Source organism: Cellulomonas sp. P1_C4 (assembly GCF_056406355.1).
In genome coordinates this window covers 1-19,717 of sequence record NZ_JBFUAI010000035.1, presented here as the reverse complement: position 1 = coordinate 19,717, position 19,717 = coordinate 1, and the positions used below count along the sequence as shown (strand labels likewise).

At 73.3% G+C, this 19,717-nt stretch carries 13 protein-coding genes and 1 pseudogene; 2 read left to right on the top strand and 12 right to left on the bottom strand.

The window, feature by feature from the left end; translation table 11 throughout:
* Positions 1-531: pseudogene (locus AC1DYZ_RS19625) on the top strand (hypothetical protein); the annotation flags it as partial.
* A gap of 178 nt (positions 532-709) precedes the next feature.
* On the opposite strand, the gene AC1DYZ_RS19620 reads toward AC1DYZ_RS19625, so the two are convergent.
* Positions 710-1,738, bottom strand: coding sequence for an FHA domain-containing protein (locus tag AC1DYZ_RS19620; protein WP_477066776.1), 1,029 nt, complete (start codon positions 1,736-1,738; stop codon positions 710-712).
* Complete coding sequence (locus AC1DYZ_RS19615; protein WP_477066775.1) at positions 1,735-3,114, bottom strand: hypothetical protein; 1,380 nt, start codon at positions 3,112-3,114, stop codon at positions 1,735-1,737. The genes AC1DYZ_RS19620 and AC1DYZ_RS19615 overlap by 4 nt, the downstream gene beginning before the upstream one ends.
* Before the next feature lie 254 nt (positions 3,115-3,368).
* On the opposite strand from AC1DYZ_RS19615, the gene eccCa reads away from it, so the two are divergent.
* The gene (gene eccCa / locus AC1DYZ_RS19610; protein ID WP_477066774.1) at positions 3,369-7,310 is read left to right on the top strand and encodes a type VII secretion protein EccCa; all 3,942 of its coding nucleotides are present in this window, start codon (positions 3,369-3,371) and stop codon (positions 7,308-7,310) included.
* A 111-nt stretch (positions 7,311-7,421) separates the two neighbouring features.
* On the opposite strand, the gene AC1DYZ_RS19605 is transcribed toward eccCa, so the two are convergent.
* From AC1DYZ_RS19605 to AC1DYZ_RS19560, 10 genes are all read right to left on the bottom strand, one after another.
* Positions 7,422-9,098 (bottom strand): RDD family protein, encoded by a 1,677-nt coding sequence (locus tag AC1DYZ_RS19605; protein WP_477066773.1) that lies wholly within the window; start codon positions 9,096-9,098, stop codon positions 7,422-7,424.
* 102 nt (positions 9,099-9,200) lie between these two features.
* Complete coding sequence (locus AC1DYZ_RS19600) at positions 9,201-10,199, bottom strand: polyprenyl synthetase family protein (protein WP_477066777.1); 999 nt, start codon at positions 10,197-10,199, stop codon at positions 9,201-9,203.
* A 55-nt stretch (positions 10,200-10,254) separates the two neighbouring features.
* Positions 10,255-11,940, bottom strand: a complete 1,686-nt coding sequence (nuoN, locus tag AC1DYZ_RS19595; RefSeq protein WP_477066772.1) for an NADH-quinone oxidoreductase subunit NuoN — start codon at positions 11,938-11,940, stop codon at positions 10,255-10,257.
* Positions 11,937-13,484: an NADH-quinone oxidoreductase subunit M gene (locus tag AC1DYZ_RS19590; protein WP_477066771.1), complete on the bottom strand. Its 1,548-nt coding sequence runs from the start codon at positions 13,482-13,484 to the stop codon at positions 11,937-11,939. The genes nuoN and AC1DYZ_RS19590 overlap by 4 nt, the downstream gene beginning before the upstream one ends.
* Positions 13,485-13,499: 15 nt before the next feature.
* Complete coding sequence (gene nuoL / locus AC1DYZ_RS19585; protein ID WP_477066770.1) at positions 13,500-15,491, bottom strand: NADH-quinone oxidoreductase subunit L; 1,992 nt, start codon at positions 15,489-15,491, stop codon at positions 13,500-13,502.
* 10 nt (positions 15,492-15,501) lie between these two features.
* Positions 15,502-15,801: an NADH-quinone oxidoreductase subunit NuoK gene (gene nuoK, locus AC1DYZ_RS19580; RefSeq protein WP_477050991.1), complete on the bottom strand. Its 300-nt coding sequence runs from the start codon at positions 15,799-15,801 to the stop codon at positions 15,502-15,504.
* Positions 15,798-16,736 (bottom strand): NADH-quinone oxidoreductase subunit J, encoded by a 939-nt coding sequence (locus tag AC1DYZ_RS19575; RefSeq protein WP_477066769.1) that lies wholly within the window; start codon positions 16,734-16,736, stop codon positions 15,798-15,800. Before AC1DYZ_RS19575 ends, nuoK begins: the two co-directional genes overlap by 4 nt.
* The gene (gene nuoI, locus AC1DYZ_RS19570) at positions 16,733-17,584 is read right to left on the bottom strand and encodes an NADH-quinone oxidoreductase subunit NuoI (RefSeq protein WP_477066768.1); all 852 of its coding nucleotides are present in this window, start codon (positions 17,582-17,584) and stop codon (positions 16,733-16,735) included. Before nuoI ends, AC1DYZ_RS19575 begins: the two co-directional genes overlap by 4 nt.
* On the bottom strand, positions 17,577-18,926 hold the full coding sequence (gene nuoH, locus AC1DYZ_RS19565) for an NADH-quinone oxidoreductase subunit NuoH (protein WP_477066767.1): 1,350 nt from the start codon (positions 18,924-18,926) through the stop codon (positions 17,577-17,579). The genes nuoI and nuoH overlap by 8 nt, the downstream gene beginning before the upstream one ends.
* On the bottom strand, positions 18,923-19,717 hold a 795-nt coding region (locus AC1DYZ_RS19560), incomplete at its 5' end, for a molybdopterin-dependent oxidoreductase (protein ID WP_477066766.1). The genes nuoH and AC1DYZ_RS19560, both read right to left, overlap by 4 nt.

Genomic DNA, 19,717 nt, shown 5'->3' with positions numbered 1-19,717 from the left:
GCGCTCGGCGCGGCCGGCCTGAACCGGCTCGGCGTGGCCGGTGCGGGGCTCGGCGGCGGCGCCGGTGGGACGAGCGGCCTCGGCCTGCTGCCCGGGGCGAGCAGCGGCGGCTCTGCGGCCAGCGGCGGTGCGATCGGTGGCGGCGCCMGCGGCGGTGCGATCGGTGCCGGCGCCCGCGGCGGTGCCGGCGGCGCGCTCGGCGGCGTCGGGGCGAGCGGGTCCGCCGCGTCGGTCAACGGCACCACCGGCGGGGGGTCCGTGCTCTCGGGCTCGCAGACCGGTGCGGCGGGGACCGCGGCCGGCTCGCGCAGCGGGTCGATGATGGCCGGCGGCGCGGGTGGGTCCGGCGGCGGCGGGTCGTCGAAGGGCAAGAAGCGCACCTCGCTCGGCTACCTCGCGCCCGACCTCGGCCTGGACGACGAGGACGGCTCCGCCCCCGCCCTGGGCGCCGGCGCCAAGGCCGGCTCCCGCGACGACGGACCGGTGCTCAGCGCGGTCCCGGAGACGGACGGCGCCGACGACGGCTGGTGAGACCCGGGCCGGCGGCTGACGCCGGCACCTGCACGCGACCCACGGCCGCTCACCCTCGAGGTGGGCGGCCGTGGTTGTCCGCGCCGTGCCGGGCTCACGGACGAGGATCCGACGCCCGTCGGCACACGACGTGCCCATGGACGCGATACAAGCCCGTCCGCTCATCGAGCGGCTCGGGTCAGCGGGGTGCGACCGCCCGGACGGTGAACGAGCGGTCGCCGATGCGCACGGTCGACCCGGAGGGGACGACGACGCGCTGCTCGGGGGCCACCGGGACGGACTGCCCGCTGGGCAGCACCACGACCGTCCCATTGCCGGAGCCGGCGTCGGCCACCCAGAACCCACCGCGGTCGATGCCGAACCGCGCGTGGGTGCGCGACAGGCTGCGCTCGGGGTCGTCGATCGCGATGACGTGGTCGCAGCGCTCCCCGGGCACCACCTGCGGGGAACGGCCCACCAGGCCCGGACCGCTCACGCTCATGGCCTGGCCGGTGTCGAGGGTGACCAGGTACGACGTCGGCACCACGACCGCCGTCGGCGCCGGTGGCGGCGGCGCAGCGGAGGTCACGGTCGCCCCAGGCGCCGCGAGCGCCGCGCGCGGGCCGCGGACGTCGACGACCACGGACCGACCGACGTGGTCGTGCCACGCCTGGCCGCGCCCGCTCTTGTCGAACCCCGAGGACCCGACCACCAGCCACTKCCCGACGCCGGCCACCAGATGGGCCGCCGCGAGCACGAGCGCCCGCGGCACGCCGCGGGCCAGCCCCGGCGCGTACGGCGTCTCCTGGCGCGCGGCGCGCAGGCCGAGCAGCACGTTGCCGAAGGTCCGGCCGGTCCGGGCCTCCCACACGACGATGCCGATGACGAGCTCGGCGGCCGCCAACCCCGCGAGCACAGCGCTGCCGCTGAGCGCGAGCACGACACCGCTGACGAGCGCGACGCAGACGGTGTCGACGAGGAACGCGAGGAGCCGCTGGCCCACGCGCGCGGCGCGGACGCCGTCGAAGGCGGCACCGAGCGGCGCGGTGGCGGGCGCGACGGGCGCAGCGGCTCGCGCTGCCCGGCGGCCCGCTTCAGCCGCGGCAGGCTGCGCCTGGACGACCACCACGGAGGCGGCGACCGGCGTCCCGCATGCTGTGCAGAAGCGCGCACCGGGCCGCAGAGGGTTCCCGCACGCGGCGCACGCCTGCTCGGTCTGCACGCTCATCCGGACGTCACCTTCCGCAGGGTCTCGATCACGTCAGCCGCCACCGCAGCCGCCGGCAGCGCCAGCACCACGGCCAGGCCCTCGAGCGCGTCCGCCAGCCGCGACGCGAGGACGGACTGCCAGCCACGCCCCAGGACGATCGACAGGGCCGTCATCCCGACCACGAGCGCCAGGGCCGCCACCGCGACCGGTACGAGCCACGAGGCGTCCGCGGGGGCGCTCACGGCGAGCTCGACGAGGACGACGGAAGCCGCCGCGCGCGGCACCCACCGCCCGACCGCGCCGCGCGCGGACCGGGGACCGAGGACCAGCGCGAGCACGACGCAGGCCGACAGGACGAGTGCGCCGATCCACGGAACCGTCCCCGGCGACACGGACACCAGCACCACCGGCAGGAGCGCGGGCGGCACCGCCGAGAGCACGACGGTGGCCGTGGCCTTCCGGCGCTCGGCGTGGGCCACGGTGAGGCCCACCTGCCGCTCGTTCACGCGCCCCAGCGCGCGGGGGCGTTGGGCTCGCACCGAGGCGGCGGTCCGCGACACGTGCGCGAGGTCGATGAGCTGCTCGTCGGGGACGCTCAGCGACAGGGTCGGCAGGATCCGCAGCCCCAGCGGCGCGATCCCGACGAGCACGGCGGCAGCGACGACGGGCGGCAGCGCGGCCAGCAGCACCGCCGACTGGACGCCGGCCGCGACGGCGACGGCGACGAGGACCACGCCGGCGTCGTCGGCACCCGCACGGGACGCCCGCGTGGCGACCCGCCGGACGCCGGCGACGACGGTGGCGAGCACCAGGCMGACCGTGACGGCCAGCCGGGCGGTCGGGCCGTCGGACGGGTCGATGAGCAGCACCCCGGTAGCGAACCCGAGCGCCGGGCCCGCCAGCGTGGCCGACGCGAGCGCCGCCGAGCGCCCGACCGCGACGGCGAGCGCGACGACCCCGAGCAGAGCCGCGACGATCGGCGCGAAGGTGTCGTCCAGACCCGGCGTCGTCAGCAGGACGACGAGAGCGACGGTGACCCCGAGAGCGGCCGCGAGCGCGAACGCGCCGGCCTCGGGGTGCGGGCGACGCGTGACGACGTCGGGGCGCCCCGCCGCCCAGCGACCCGCGCGGGTCCGCGGCGCCGGTGCGGGCCGCACGACGTGCACGACACCCCCGTCGGCCAGCTGGGCACCGACGAGCCCGGACAGGTCGAGCTGGCGGCCGGTCGAGTCGAGCACGACGACGCCCGGGAAGCTCACGGGGACCATCGCGACCAGCAGCGCGTCGCGCAAGACGACGTCGGACCGCAGGGCGATGTCGCGGCGCTCGTCGCCGAGGTCGACCGCCAGGCGGACCTGGGCCGGGCGCACCTGCTCGGCGGCCGGTGCTGTCACGACCACCTCCTGAGCGAAGCTTGCTGCTGAGAGCTGTTGCGGGACGCCGGTTCGGCGCCGCCGACATGCTACGTGGCGCAGCGTCGCCGGGCATGACCCGTTCGGGGACGGAACCCGCCGTACCCGTTGCTCCAGGTACCGTGGCGGTCGGCATCTCCCGCCGCGCGCGGGTGGTCGACCGGTGGTCATCAGGGACGAGGAGCGGGCAGCACATGTCGATCGTGGCGCAGCGGGGCAGCACCCACGGTGCAGCGGTGACGCAGCAGGGTCCGCCTGCCGTGCCGACCGGCCAGATCGTGCTCCAGCCGCCTCCCGAGATCCAGCCGTCCGACGGGGTCAGCGGCGTGCTGGCCAACGTCATCCCCCTGCTCGGCAGCGTCGGCTCGATCGTGTTCGTCGCGGTCTCGTCGCCCGGCCCCAAGGGCATGATCGCCGCCGGCATGTTCCTCGTCGCCTCGCTCGGCTTCGTCGGCGTCAACGGGTGGCGGCAGCGCGCTCAGCACCAGGCGGCCGTCGTCGGCGCCCGCCGCGAGTACCTGGCCTACCTCGCCGACCTGCGTCGCACCGTCCGACAGGCGGCGCGCGCCCAGCACCGCAACGCCGAGTGGAACGCGCCCGACCCGCGCGCGCTCGCGTCGGTGGCCGAGGAACGCTCGCGTGTGTGGGAGCGGACGCCCGACCACGACGACTACCTCTTCGCCCGCGTGGGCGTCGGCTCACAGCCCCTGTGCCTCGACCTCGAGCCCCCGCAGACCGCACCCCTGGCGCAGCTCGACCCCGTCGCCGCGTCGGCCGCGCACCGGTTCCTGGTGACGCACCGCGTGCAGCAGGGCATCCCGCTGGCCGTCGACGTCCGCTCCGTGCCGCTGCTGCAGGTCGCCGGGACCGAGCAGACCTCCCGCGCCCTCGCCCGGGCGATCGTCTGCCAGCTGGCGACGTTCCACTCCCCCGACCAGCTGCAAATCGCCGTGCTGGCCAGCGACCGCGCGCTGCCCTCGTGGGACTGGGTCAAATGGCTGCCGCACGCGCACTCGACGCGGGAGCGCGACGCGGTCGGCGCGGCCCGGATGATCGGCACCACCCTGGCCGAGATCGAGTCGCTGCTGCCCGAGGGGCTGCGCGACCGGCCGCGGTTCGGGCCGACGGCGAGCGAGACCCCCACGCCGCACGTGCTGGTGGTGGTCGACGGCGGCCACGTCCCCGTCGGCAACGCCATCCTCACCAGCGACGGCGTGCTCGGCATCACCGTCCTCGAGCTGCCCGAGCGCTGGGACGAGCTCGACGACCCGTGGACCCTGCGCTTCCTCGTCGGCACCCAGGACGCCGACGGCACCGCGCCGGTCGACGTCCTGCGCCTCGGACTGGAGCCCACGCACCTCACCGGCGACCAGCTGTCGATCGCGGAAGCCGAGGCGACCGCGCGCCGACTGCTGCCGCTGCACCTCGACTCCGGGCCCGAGAGGGACGACGCCAACGCGTCCTCGGAGCTGGTCGACCTGCTCGGGCTGGGCGACATCCGCGACCTGGACCTCGAGGTGGCCTGGCGGCCGCGGCTGCCGCGCGACCGGCTCCGGGTGCCGATCGGCCTCACGCCCCAGGGCCAGCCGATCTCGCTGGACATCAAGGAGTCGGCGCAGCAGGGCATGGGCCCGCACGGCCTCATCATCGGCGCCACCGGCTCCGGCAAGTCCGAGGTGCTCCGCACGCTCGTGCTGGCCCTGGCACTGACCCACTCGTCGGAGGACCTCAACTTCGTCCTGGTCGACTTCAAGGGTGGCGCCACGTTCGCGGGCATGGCGGACATGCCGCACGTCTCGGCGATCATCACCAACCTCGGCGAGGAGCTCACGCTCGTCGACCGCATGCAGGACGCCCTGCAGGGCGAGATGGTCCGCCGCCAGGAGCTGCTGCGCTCCGCGGGCAACTTCGCCAACGTCAACGACTACGAGAAGGCCCGGCGCACGGACCGGCCCGACCTCGCCCCCCTGCCGGCCCTGCTCATCGTCGCCGACGAGTTCTCCGAGCTGCTGGCCGCCAAGCCGGAGTTCGTCGACCTGTTCGTGGCCATCGGGCGGCTGGGGCGCTCGCTGCAGATGCACCTGCTGCTCTCCTCGCAGCGCCTCGAGGAAGGCCGCCTGCGCGGGCTCGAGTCGCACCTGTCCTACCGGATCGGCCTGCGCACGTTCTCCGCCGCCGAGTCGCGCACGGTCCTCGGTGTGCCCGACGCCTACGAGCTGCCGCCGATCCCTGGCGTCGGCTACCTCAAGCCCGACCCCACGACGATGGTGCAGTTCCGCGCCTCGTACGTCTCCGGCCCGCCCAAGGGCCGCCGCCAGGCCGCCGCGGGGCCCGGGGTCGTCGCCGGCCGCGCCCGGCTCGAGTCGTTCACGGCCGCGCCGGTGCTCGGCACCGTCCGCGACGAGCCCGAGGAGCAGCCCGCCGCCGACGAGGTCGAGAAGCGCGCCACGTTCGACATCGCCGTCTCCCTGATGGCCGGGCGCGGGCCCGCCGCACACCAGGTCTGGCTGCCGCCGCTGGTGGTGCCCAGCACGTACGACCGCCTCATGCCCGACCTCGTCGTCGACCCGACCCTCGGGCTGGTGTCGCCGGGCTGGCGCGCGGCGGGCGCCCTGACCATCCCGCTGGGCATCACCGACCGGCCGCTCGAGCAGCGCCGCGAGAACCTCACGATCTCGCTGTCCGGCGCCGCGGGGCACCTGGCCGTCGTCGGCGGCCCTCGATCGGGCAAGAGCACCGTGCTGCGGTCGGTGGTCACGGGTCTGTCCCTCACGCAGACGCCGCACGAGGTGCAGTTCTACGTGCTCGACTTCGGTGGTGGCACGTTCAGCCCGCTGGCGCGGCTGCCGCACGTCGCCGGTGTGGCGACCCGCAGCGAGCCCGACGTGGTCCGGCGGGTCGTCGCCGAGGTCGAGAGCATCGTCGACGCCCGCGAGCGGTACTTCCGCGCGCAGCAGATCGACTCGATCGAGACGTACCGCACGCGCCGGCTCGAGGGCCGCGCGAACGACGGGTACGGCGACATCTTCCTCGTCGTCGACGGCTGGAGCACGGTCCGCGCCGAGTTCGACGAGCTCGAGGCGCGCCTGCAGGCGCTCGCGGGCCGAGGCCTCACGTTCGGTGTCCACCTGCTGGCCAGCGCCGCGCGGTGGATGGACTTCCGCACGCAGGTCAAGGACCTCTTCGGCACCCGGATCGAGCTGCGCCTGGGCGACCCGTCGGACTCCGAGCTCGACCGCAAGGTCGCCGTCAACGTGCCGAAGGAGCGACCGGGTCGCGGCCTCGTCGTCTCGAAGCACCACGTGCTCACCGCCCTGCCGCGGATCGACGGCGACGACTCCCCCGCCACCCTCGGCGCCGGCATCGAGCACCTCGTGCAGGTCGTGTCGCAGTCGTGGCGCGGCGCCCCCGGGCCCAAGCTGCGGCTCCTGCCGGAGGAGGTCACGCTCGACCAGGTGCGCGCCGCGAGCCCCGCCGACACCCGGGAGATCCTCCTCGGCATCGACGAGGCCGCCCTCGCGCCGGTCGGCATCGACATCCGCGAGGAGAGCCACCTGTACGCGTTCGGCGACGGCGGTTCCGGCAAGTCCGGACTGCTGCGGTCGGTCGCGGCGGAGGTCCGGCGCACCCACACGCCCGCCCAGGCCCAGATCTTCGCGGTCGACTTCCGCCGGTCGCTGCTGGGGGAGATCCCCGACGAGTACCTGGCCGGCTACCTGACCACGCAGGACCAGGCGACGACGGAGCTCTCGGACCTCGCCGCGTACCTGCGTACGCGGCTGCCCGGGCCGGACGTCACGCCCGACCAGCTCCGGTCGCGCTCGTGGTGGAGCGGCGCCGAGGTGTTCGTGCTCGTCGACGACTACGACCTCGTGGCCACCACCACCGGCAACCCGGTCGCGGCGCTGGTCCCCCTGCTCGCCCAGGCGGGCGACGTGGGCCTGCACCTGATCCTCACCCGGCGGACCGGCGGCGCGGCGCGTGCCATGTACGAGCCCGTGCTGCAGGCGCTGCGCGACCTTGCGGTGCCCGGCCTGGTGCTCTCGGGCAGCCCGGACGAGGGCGCTCTCATCGGCGGGGCGAAGCCCGTGGCCTCCGTCCCGGGCCGCGGCCAGCTGGTGACGCGCGACGAGGGTCGGCGGGTCGTGCAGCTGGCGTGGAGCCCTGCGACGGTGTAGCTCCGGTTGCCGCGGAGTCGGCGAGGTCGGGGGTTTGGCGCGAGACCGAGGTCGGAATCCTCGAGCTCGTGCGGAACCCTCGATATCGCCGACGACGACGGGGGCGCCTCCTCAGCGACGCTCGACGACCGCGCTGCGCTGGCCGAACCGGATGGTCCAGCCGGCTGCGACGGTCGCGCGCGTGCCGGCCGGGAGCGCCGAGCTGGTCTCGTCCGGCGCGACGAGGACCGTGCCGTTGGTCGACCCGCGGTCCATGACCCACAGGCGGTCGCCCGCGCCGTCGAGCCCGAACGCCAGGTGCGTCTTGGAGATCGAGCGCGCGGGGTCGTCGACGGACACGACGTGCGCGACGCCCGCCTCGGCCGACGGGCTCCGGCCGACGAGGCCGTCACCCGTGACATCGACGCGCTCGCCGGTGTCGAAGGAGAGCCGCAGGGCCACCGGGGCCGGAGCGGCGGGTGCGGGGGCACTCGGACGAAGGCGCGTGTGCTCGAGTTCCCCCAGGTCCGACGTGGCCGGCGAGACGCCAGGAGGTGTCGCCGGGACGTCGATGACCGGCTGCGCCCGGGCGGCGGGCGCCTCGGCATCCCGTGCGACGCCGGGCATCCCGGTGATGACGTCGGACGCGCCGGCGTCCGCACGACGAGCCTCCCGCCGCGTCGTCGGCGGGTCCGGCACCCGGCGGACCGGGACGAGCGGGACGAGGAACTCCTCGGCGGGCTCGGCGGCGACAGCGCCGGCCGCGTCGGGCGCGGGCGCAGACGCGGACGCGGACGACGGTCCTGCGACAGCCACGGGATCGCTCACGGCCGCGACGCCCGGCGGCGCGGGGACCCGATCGGGTTCCGCAGCCCGCGACGCGGAAGCGAGACCCGGTTCCGGGGCGGGCGGCGCGGGGACGAGTCCCGCGGCGGCGACGAGACCAGGTTCCCGGTCCGGCGGCGTCGGGACGGGCCCCATTTCCGGGACCGGCGGCGCGGGGACGAGACCAGGTTCCGGGGCCGGCCGGTCGCCCATGGTGCGCGCGACGGCCGTGTTCCAGGCGGTGTCGGGCACGGAGGACCGAGGCCGCGGAACACTGCGGGCGCGCAGCACCAGCGTGCCGGCCGCCTTGTCGTGCCAGCCGCGCTGCGCGGGGGTCTTGTCCCAGGTCCCCGACACCACCACGACCCACTCACCGACCAGGCAGACGAGGGCACCGACGGCCACCACCAGCTGCCGGACGAGGATGGCCAGCAGCCCCGCCGGGCGTCCGGTGCGGTTCGAGACGGTCCGKATGCCGGTAACAGCGTTGCCGACGGTCGCGCCGGTGACGGACTCGGCGACCCACTGCCCGACGGCGACCAGCAGCGCGAGCAGGGCCGGCACGAACAGGACCGGCCGCCCGGCCGACGCGCTCGTCGTCGACAACCCGCCCGTCACGGCGACGACTCCGAACCCGAGGCCGTAGGCGAGAAGGATGACGACGCCGTCGATCGCGAACGCCAGCGCGCGGCTGCCGATGGAGGCGACGGCGCCGGGGGTGACGGGGTACTGCTGACTCGGCGCCGGGGCCGGCCTGCGCACGGGCGGCGGGGTCGGACCGGCCGACACAGGCGGGGGCGGGGGCGGGGGCGCGAGACCCTGGAGCGGAGCAGGGCGCGTAGCCGGCGTCGGCACGCTGTACGGCGACGGCACGACGGGCTGCGCGGCGTCGACGCGCGCGCCGCACTCGGCGCAGAACACCGCGCCCTGCTCGAGCACCGCACCACACGTGCGGCAGGTCGACTCGTGCGGTGCTGTGCTCACTGCTGACCTCCGGGACGCGCCCCCCGTGCGGGGCCGCGCGGACATGGTGCCACGACCGGATCGGCGCGAGCAGGGGCGTTCACCCGAACGTCCGGCACGCCATCAGGACGCGCGGTCCACCAGAGCGTCGGCGAAGGCGATCAGCGCGTCCTTGACGGGTCCGGCCGGCAGCGGGTCGAGCTCCCGGACGGCCGCCTTCGCCAGCGTGACGGCCTGGTCTCGGGTCTCGCCCACCACGGGGTGCACCCGCAGCGCGGCCACGGCAGCGGCCAGGTCGGCGTCGCCGGAGAGGTCGCCGTCGAGCAGGGCGACCAGGTCGCGGTCCGCCGGGGTGGCATCCGGGCCGGCCGCGCGGGCGCGCAGCAGGAGGGCGGGCATGGTGGGGACCCGCTCGCGCAGGTCGGTGCCCGGGGTCTTGCCCGTGACGTCACCGTCGGAGGTGAGGTCGATGACGTCGTCGGCCAGCTGGAAGGCGACGCCGATCTTCTCCCCGAAGCCCGTGACGACGGCGACGACGTCCGCGGCGCACCCGGCGAACATCGCCCCGAACCGGGCCGAGGTCGCGATGAGCGAGGCGGTCTTGTCCGCGAGCACCTGCAGGTAGTGGACGACGCGGTCGTCCTCCGGGCGGGGCCCGACGGTCTCGTGCAGCTGCCCCAGGCAGAGCCGCTCGAAGGTGGCGGCCTGGATGCGGACGGCGTCGGGACCGAGCCCCGCCACGGTGGCGGACGCGCGCGCGAACAGCAGGTCGCCGGTGAGGATGGCTACGGAGTTGCCCCAGACCTCGTGCGCCGCCGGAGCGCCGCGGCGCAGCGGCGCGGAGTCCATGACGTCGTCGTGGTACAGCGTGGCCAGGTGGGTGAGCTCGACGACCACCGCCGCATCGATGACCTCGCGGCGAGACCCGTCGCCCAGCTCGGCCGCGAGGAGCGTCAGCACCGGCCGCAGGCGCTTGCCGCCGGCGTTCACCAGGTGGCGCGACGCGGTGTCGGCCAGCGGGTCCACGTTGGTCACCGCGTCCCGGAGACGCTCCTCGACCAGCGCGAGCCGCACGGCCAGCCGGTCGGCCAGGTCAGGATCGGCCAGCGGGAAGGCCGTCATCGAAGTCACGGCACGAACCTATCCCGGCGCGGGGGGCCCGCCGGACAGGCGGGCGTCACGGCAGGAACGTCGCGACGTTCCCGATGAGCTCGAGCACCCCCGACGGCGCGACACCGAGGCCGATGGTCACGAGGGCGCACACGGCGATCGCGACGACGGCGAAGCCCTCGGTGCCCACGACCGCGGTGGTGACCGTCGATCGCGTGTCCACGACGGTCTCGGTCTCGACCGCGAGGGCCGCGTCGCCGACGAGCGCGAAGCCCTCCGCCGACGGCGCCAGCGCGGCCACGTCGGTGGCCTCGTCGTCGGCCCCCGAGGGCTGCGTGAAGAACATCAGCACGATGATCCGCACGTAGAAGAACACCGCCACGGACGACGCGATGACGCCGATGAGCGCCAGCGGCCAGGCGCCACCCTCGACGGCCGCCGAGAACACCGAGAACTTCCCGGCGAACCCGGCCGTGAGCGGGATGCCCGCGAACGACAGCAGGAAGAGCGCGAAGGTCAGCGCGAGGAGCGGGTGCGTGCGGCCGAGCCCGGCCCACTGCGACAGGTGCGTCGCTTCTCCCAGGACGGGACCGTCCTCGCCCGACCGCTCGCGGACCAGCCAGACGATGCCGAACGCCCCGACGGTCGCCGCGCCGTAGACCAGGAGGTAGAAGAGCACCGCGACGATGCCGGCCTGGTTGAGCGCGATGATGCCGGTGAGGATGAAGCCGGCGTGCGCGATCGAGGAGTACCCGAGGACGCGCTTCATGTCGGTCTGCACCAGAGCGGCGACCGTGCCGACGATCATGGTGAGGATGGCGACGGTCCAGAGCACGACGCCGAGGTCCCACTGCAGGCCTGGCAGCACCGTGTAGACGATCCGCAGCAGCGCGCCGAACGCGGCGACCTTGGTGCAGGCGGCCATGAAGCCGGTGATCGGCGTCGGGGCGCCCTGGTAGACGTCGGGCGTCCACGTGTGGAACGGCACCGCGCCGACCTTGAAGAGCAGGCCGGACAGGACGAGCACCGCGCCCACGAGCAGGAGACTGTCGAGGCCTGTCGGGTTCTGCGTCGTCTTCGCGATGTCGGAGTACCGCAGCGAGCCGGAGTATCCGTAGAGCAGCACGATGCCGAAGAGCAGCAGCGCGGACGAGAACGCGCCCAGGAGGAAGTACTTCATCGACGCCTCTTGCGACAGCAGCCGCCGACGGCGAGCCATGCCGGCCAGCAGGTACAGCGGCAGCGAGAGCACCTCGAGCGCGACGAACAGCGTGAGGAAGTCGCCCGCCGCGGGGAAGATGAGCATGCCGCCCGTGGCGAAGAGCAGCAGGGGGTAGATCTCGGTCTGCTGCACGCCCTTGCGGCGTGCGAGCTCCTCGTAGTCCGAGCCGGGCACCGCGGCGGCGTTGGGCGCGAAGGCGTCCTCCCCCGTCTCCGTGCGGTCGGCGACGATCAGCAGCGCGAGCAGGGCCAGCAGCGCGATGGTGGCCTGCAGGACCAGCGTCGGTCCGTCGACCAGGAGGGAGCCACCGAGCACGACGGTGCCGCCGGTCTCCTCGACGCCGCTCCACAGCGCGGCGACCGCGACGATCGCACCGGCCAGGGCGGCGATCGCGAGGGACAGCTGCACGGTGCGCCGCACGCGGGCGGGCACGAAGGCCTCGACGAGCACGCCGACGACCGCGGCGAGCAGCACGATGACGACCGGGCTCAGTGCGGCCCAGTCGACCGTGGGTGCGATGAAGTCGGTCACTGGTCGCTCCCTTCGTCGTCAGTGATGTGCGAGGTCGCGGCCACCGGCACGTCCTGCACGCCCACCTGGTCCAGCGTGACGGTCGCGGGCGGCCGCACGAGGTCGAGCGCGGGGCCGGGCAGGAACCCGAACACGACCATCAGGCCGAGCAGCGGAGCCACGACCCACTTCTCCCGCGCGATCAGGTCCGCCATCGACTCGAGCCCCGGCCGCACGGGCCCGGTGAAGATGCGCTGGTAGGTCCACAGCACGTAGACCGCGGCCAGCACCACGCCCAGGCTCGCGACGATCGATGCGGCCGGGTGCCGCGCGAAGGTGCCGACGAGCACCAGGAACTCGCTGACGAAGGTCGACAGGCCGGGCAGGGCCAGTGCCGAGAGGCCGGCGACGAGGAACGTCCCCGCCATGACCGGCACGACCTTCTGCAGCCCGCCGAAGTCGGCGATCTGCTGCGATCCGCGCCGCGCCACGAGGAAGCCGGCGATGAGGAACAGGGCAGCCGTCGAGAGCCCGTGGTTGACCATGTAGAACGACGAGCCGGCGATCGACGTCGACGTGAACGCGAAGATGCCCAGCACGATGAAGCCGAAGTGCGACACAGACGTGTACGCGATGAGCCGCATGAGGTCCTTCTGCCCGATGGCGAGCAGCGCCCCGTAGAGGATCGAGATCACGGCGAGCACGATGATCACCGGCGCGGCCCACTGCGAGGCGGCCGGGAACAGCGGCAGGCAGAGGGTGAGCATCCCGAAGGTGCCGACCTTGTCGAGCACGCCGACCAGCAGCGTCGATGTCCCGGCGGGCGCCTGCTGGGCGGCGTCGGGCAGCCACGTGTGCAAGGGGAACATGGGCGCCTTGATGGCGAACGCCAGGAAGAACGCGCTGAACATGAGCTTCTCGGTGGTCGACGACAGCGTCAGCCCGGTGAGGTTGTCCGTGAGGAAGCCCTGCGGGCCACCCGGTCCCTGCAGGTACAGGGCGATGACGGCGACGAGCATGATGAGCCCGCCGGTCAGCGAGTAGAGCAGGAACTTCACGGCCGCGTACCGCCGCTGCGCCCCGCCGAACATCCCGATCATGAAGTAGACCGGGATGAGCATGGCCTCGAACAGGACGTAGAAGAAGAACACGTCGCGCGCGGAGAACACGGCGACGATGAACGCCTCGAGCAGCAGGACCAGGGCCAGGTAGCGCTTCAGGTTGTCGGTGGCGACCGTCAGGCTGCCCTGCTCGCGCCACGCGGCCAGCACGACCAGCGGAACGATGAGCACCGACATGAGCACGAGCGAGAGCCCCACGCCGTCGACGCCGACCGCGTAGGACACCCCGAACGCGGGGATCCAGCCGTGGACCTCGGTGAGCTGGACGGTGCCGGCGTCGGCCACGTCGAACGCGGTGAGAGCCGCGACGCCGAGCACGAGCTCGAGCAGGGCGACGCCGAGCGCGACGGCCCGGGTGCGGTGGGCCGGGAGGGCCCACACCGCCACCGCGCCCAGGATGGGCACGACGATGAGGGCGGTCAGCCAGGGGAAGGAGGACGACATCGGTGGGTGCACTCCTCAGTTCTGGATGACCAGGACGACGACGACGAGGACGACGAGCCCGAGCAGCATCGACGCGGCGTACGAGCGGACGAACCCGGTCTGCAGGCGCCGGGCCCACCCGCCCAGCAGGACGGTGGACAACCCGACCCCGGTGACCGTGCCGTCGATGACCGTGCGATCGGCGTAGACGAGCGAGCGGGTGAGCGCCTGGCCGGGCTCGACCAGCAGGACGTCGTTGACCGAGTCCTGGTAGAGGTCGACGCGCGCGGCCCGGGTGAGCGACGTGCCCACGGGCGGGACGACGGGGACGTGCGAGATCGCGTATCGCCGCCACGCGATCACCACGCCGACGAGGACGAGGCCGAGCGTGAGGACCGTGAGCACCCACACGGGCAGCACCGGCTCGTGATGCTCGGGGACCCCCAGCACCGGCGTGAGCCAGTCGACGAACCGGTCGCCCATGTTGAGGAAGAACCCGAGGCCCACCGAGCCGACCGCCAGCACGATCATCGGCCAGGTCATGAGCCTCGGGGACTCGTGGGGGTGCTGCGCGCTGCCGTCGCGCTGGGTGGACCAGCGGCGCTCGCCCTCGAACGTCATGAAGAACAGCCGCGACATGTAGAACGCCGTGATCCCGGCGGCCAGCATCGTGATGCCGCCGAACACCCAGGCCCGCCACGGCGACCCGTCGACCGGCACGAACGCCGCCTCGATGATCTTGTCCTTGCTGAAGAACCCGGAGAAGGGCGGGATGCCGATGATGGCCAGCCAGCCGGCCATGAACGTCAGCCACGTGATCGTCATGTACCGGGCGAGGCCACCGAAGCGCCGCATGTTCACCTGGTCGTCCATGCCGTGCATGACCGAGCCGGCGCCGAGGAACATCCCGGCCTTGAAGAAGCCGTGCGTGAGCAGGTGGAAGATCGCGAACGCGTACCCGACCGGGCCCAGGCCGGCGGCCAGGATCATGTAGCCGATCTGCGACATGGTCGAGGCCGCGAGCGCCTTCTTGATGTCGTCCTTCGCGCAACCGACGATGGCTCCGAACAGCAGCGTGATCGCGCCGACGATGACGACGACCAGCTGGGCCGTCGGGGCGGCGTCGAACAGCGGGGCCGACCGCACGATGAGGTACACGCCGGCGGTGACCATGGTCGCGGCGTGGATGAGGGCGGACACGGGCGTCGGACCCGCCATGGCGTCGCCGAGCCAGGACTGCAGCGGGAACTGCGCCGACTTGCCGCACGCGGCCAACAGGAGCATGAGGCCGATCGCCGTGAGCGTCCCCTGGCTCTCACTGCCCGGCATCTCGCCCAGCACGGTCCCGAAGTCCACCGCGCCGAACGTGGCGAACATGATCCCGAGGGCGATGATCAGGCCCAGGTCACCGATGCGGTTGGCCACGAACGCCTTCTTGGCGGCGACCGCGTAGTCGTAGTGGTGGTTCCAGAACCCGATGAGCAGGTACGACGCCAGGCCGACGCCCTCCCAGCCGACGAACAGCAGGAGGTAGCTGTCCGCCAGCACGAGGATGAGCATCGCCGCGACGAACAGGTTGAGGTAGGCGAAGAAGCGCCGCCGGTCGCGGTCGTGGTCCATGTACGCCACGGCATAGATGTGGATCAGCGTGCCGACGAACGTCACGAGCAGGACGAACGTCATCGACAGGGGGTCGAGCCGCAACCCCGCGTCGAGCTGGAACGCGCCCGCGTCGATCCACGTGCCCAGGTTGACGTCGACCACGCGGGCGTCGTCCGGCTTCTGCAGCATCGCGACGAACACGATGGCGGCGACGACGAACGCCGCGGCCGACGCGAGGACGCCGAGCCAGTGGCCCCAGCGGTCCGAGCGACGGCCGGACAGGAGCAGCACCGCTGCGCTGAGCAGCGGCAGACCGACGAGCAGCGGCGCGAGGAGCAGGACGCCTTCGCCCGTCACTGGAGCGGCGGTTGCCGTGTAGATGCCTGTGGGCACGCCAGCAGACATCAGTGTCGTCAGGGTGTGCACGTCCCGCCCCTCAGCTCTTCAACAGGTTGATGTCGTCGACCGAGGCCGAGCGTCGGGTGCGGAAGATCGCCACGATGATCGCCAGCCCGACGACGACCTCGGCGGCGGCGACGACCATGACGAAGAACGCCATGACCTGCCCCGTGAGGTTGCCGTGGATGCGGGAGAACGTGACGAGCGAGAGGTTGGACGCGTTGAGCATGAGCTCGACGCCCATGAACACGATGATCGCGTTGCGCCGCAGCAGGACCGTGGTCGCGCCGATGGAGAACAGGATCGCCGCCAGCACCAGGTAGTGGGTCAGGCTCACTTGCCCTCCTCCTGTCCGATGGCGCCGGCAGGACCGGTGGACGGCCCGTCCTGGCCGCTGTCGCTGACTGCCGCCTCCAGGCTGGTCGACCCGACGGACCCGCCCGGGTCCGCCGCCGGAGGAGGTGTGCCGGTGCCGCCACGGACGGACGCGGCGCCCGCGAGCACGCGCTCCGTCCGGGCCGCGAACTCCTCGGCGTCGGCCTCCTGGCCGCGGATGCGTAGCACGCGCGGCACGGAGATCTCGAGCGGCTGCCCGTCGGGCCCGAGGGCGGGCACGTCCATGGCGTTGTGCCGGGCGTACACGCCCGGTGCCGGGAGCGGGGTGAGGATCGCGCCCGCCGCCACGCGGGCGTCGGCGCGCTCCTTCTGCCCGACACGCGGCACCAGTCGCTGGCGGTGCGTGAGCACGAGCGCGCCCAGGGCCGCGGTGACCAGCAGGGCACCGACCACCTCGAAAGCGAACACGTACTGGCCGAAGATGATGTGCGCGACGCCGGTCGGGTTGTTGCTCGACAGCTCGCCCGCCAGCCCGAACACCTTGCCGTAGGTCGCGCGCCCGATCACGCCGACCAGCACCACGCCGAGCCCGATGCCGGCCAGCAGGCCGATCCAGCGCTGCCCGCGGATGGTCTCCACCAGCGAGTCCGAGGAGTCGACGCCCACGAGCATGAGCACGAAGAGGAAGAGCATCATCACGGCGCCGGTGTAGACGACCACCTGGACGACGCCGAGGAACACCGCGTCCTGCGCCACGTAGAGGAACGCCAGCGAGATCATCACCACGACCACCGCGAGCGCCGCGTGCACGGCCTTCTTGGCGAACAGCAGCCCGAGGGCGGCGAGCACCATGATCGGGCCGAGCGTCCAGAACAGGACCGCCTCGGCCGTCGTGGTCTCCCCCGACTCGAGCAGGGTCGTGGCGAGCGCGCTCATCGGGTGCCCTGCTTCGTCGCGCCGGCCACCGTCGCGGCCATCACCGCGGCCGTGGGGCCGGGCACGTTGGCCGCGTCCAGGCCCGCGCCGCCGGGCAGCGTCGGGTCGTCGGGGCGGTGCTCCTTGACCCAGGCGACCTGCGCCGGCGTGGAGCCGGTGACCTCACCGCGGTAGTAGTCGGTGTCCGTCGTGCCCTCGACCATCGGGTGCGGCGCCTGCAGCATGCCGCTGCGCAGCGGGGCCAGGAGGTCCTGCTTCTCCCAGATCATCCCGGCGCGCGTCGGACCGGCCAGCTCGAACTCGTTCGTCATGGTCAGCGCGCGCGTCGGGCAGGCCTCGATGCACAGGCCGCAGAAGATGCAGCGCAGGTAGTTGATCTGGTAGACGCTGCCGTACCGCTCGCCCGGCGACCGTTGGCTGTCCGGGGTGTTGTCTGCGCCCTCGACGTAGATCGCGTCGGCCGGGCAGGCCCAGGCGCACAGCTCGCAGCCGATGCACTTCTCCAGCCCGTCCGCGTACCGGTTGAGCTGGTGGCGGCCGTGGTACCGCGGCTTGGCGGGCACCTTCTCCGACGGGTACTGCTCGGTCACCGTCGGCCGGAACATGTTGGAGAGCGTCACGCCGAACCCGCCCACCGGGGCGAACAGCTCCGAGAGGGCTCCGCGCGGCTCGATGAGCGAGGTGTAGCCGGCGGGCTCAGCCGGGGCGACCTCGCCCGCGGGCTTGCGCGGTGCGACGGCCTTGCCCGGCGCTGGCTTGCGGGCTGGCGCGGCCTTGCCCGCCGGCGCCGCGGGCTTGCGGGCGGGCACGCCCTTGCCCTGGGGGTCGGGCTTGCGGGGCTCAGCCACCGTGCACCTCCTGGGGGGTCGTCTGCTTCTGGGCCTCGGCCTCGGCGGCGGCCGCAGCAGCAGCACGCTGCTTGCGCGGCGACGGCGGGAGCACCTGGCCGGGCAGCGGCGGCACGGGATAGCCGCCGGCGTAGGGGTCGTAGACCTGGGGTCCGGGTGGTCGCGCCGGTCCGGGGGGCGTCTTCTTCTCGGGGATGAGGAACGAGACGACCAGGCCGACCAGCACGACGCCGGCGAGCACGAACAGCACGGAGCGCAGGTCCAGCCCGGAGAACTGCCGCACGCCCTGGACGGCGCCCACGCACACGACCCAGACGAGCGCGGCGGGGATGAGCACCTTCCAGCCGATCTTCATGAACTGGTCGTACCGGAAGCGCAGCACCGAGCCGCGGATCCACACGAACACGAACATGAAGAACCAGAGCTTGGCCAGGAACCACAGCACGGGCCACCAGCCGTGGTTGAACATCCCGTCGTTGATGGCCGAGATGGGCCACGGGGCGCGCCAGCCGCCGAGGAACAGCGTGGTGGCGACGGCCGAGACGTTGAGCATGTTGATGTACTCGGCGAGGAAGAACCACGCGAACTTCATCGACGAGTACTCGGTCATGTACCCGGACACCAGCTCACCCTCGGCCTCGGGGAGGTCGAAGGGCAGGCGGTTGGTCTCCCCCACCATCGAGATGAGGTAGATGACGAACGCGGGCAGCAACGGCAGGAACCACCACACCTGGGTCTGGGACGTCACGATCCCCGACGTCGACATCGACCCGGCGAGGATGAACACGCTGACCAGCGACAGGCCCATGGCGAGCTCGTAGCTGATGACCTGGGCCGTCGAGCGGACCGAGCCGAGAAGCGGGTAGGTCGAGCCGGACGACCAGCCGCCGAGCACGATGCCGTATACGCCGACCGACGCGCACGCGAGGATGTACAGCACGGCCACCGGGAAGTCGGTGAGCTGCAGCGGGGTGAGCACCCCGAAGAGGTCCACCTCCGGACCGAACGGGATGACGGCGAACACGAGCAGCGAGCAGAAGACTGCGATCATCGGCGCGACGATGTAGACCAGCTTGTCGGCCGCCTTGACCGTCATGTCCTCCTTGACCAGGAGCTTCATGGCGTCGGCGAGCGACTGCAGCAGGCCGAACGGGCCGTGCACGTTGGGGCCGGGCCGCACCTGCATGCGGGCGACCACCTTGCGCTCGAACCAGATGGCGATGAGCACGCTGGTCAGCAGGAACACGACGATCGCGACGGCCTTGATCAGCCAGATCCACCAGGTGTCGTTGCTGAAGTCCGCGGTGACGGGGGCGACGGCCTCGGCGGGCAGGCGGATCATGCGCTGGCCTCCTCGGTCTGCAGGTACCGTCCGACCGGCGCGAGCCGCACCAGGTCACCGGCGTCGGCGTGCAAGGCGTCGCGGATACCGAGCCCGGCGGCGTTCGTCGGCACCCACACCACGTGGTCCGGCATGTCCGTGAGGACCGCGGGCAGGACGATCGTGCCCGCATCCGTCGAGACAGCCAGGCTGCCGCCGTCCGACACGCCGACGGCCGCTGCGGTGCCCGCGGAGATACGGGCCACGGCGCGCTTGGCGGTGCCGGCGAGGAACGGCTCACCCGACTGCAGGCGACCGGCGTCGAGCAGCTGGTGCCAGGTGGCCAGCACGGCCGTGCCCGGCGCGACGGCCGGCGGCTCGGCCGCGACCACGCCGGGCGCCCCCACCCGCGCGCCGTCCCAGCCGCCCAGCTGGTCGAGCTCGGCGTGCGCGGCGGCGAGCGTCTGCAGCCCGAGCTCGACGCCGAGGGCGTCGGCAAGCCGGTCCAGCACGCGGTGGTCGGCCATCGCGTGCGAGACGAGCGCCTGCGGGAACGGTCGCGGACGGCCCTCCCAGGTGACGAAGGTGCCGGACTTCTCGGTCGGCGGCGCGACGGGCAGCACGACGTCCGCCCGCTCGGTCACCTCGGAGTGCCGGACCTCGAGCGAGACCAGGAACGTCACGCGGTCCAACGCCTCGCGGGCGATGGCCGGGTCGGGCAGGTCCGCCGGCTCGAGGCCGCCGACGACCAGGCCGCCGAGGCGGCCCGCCCGCGCGGCGGCGAGGATCTCGGTGGTCGAGCGGCCGGCCTC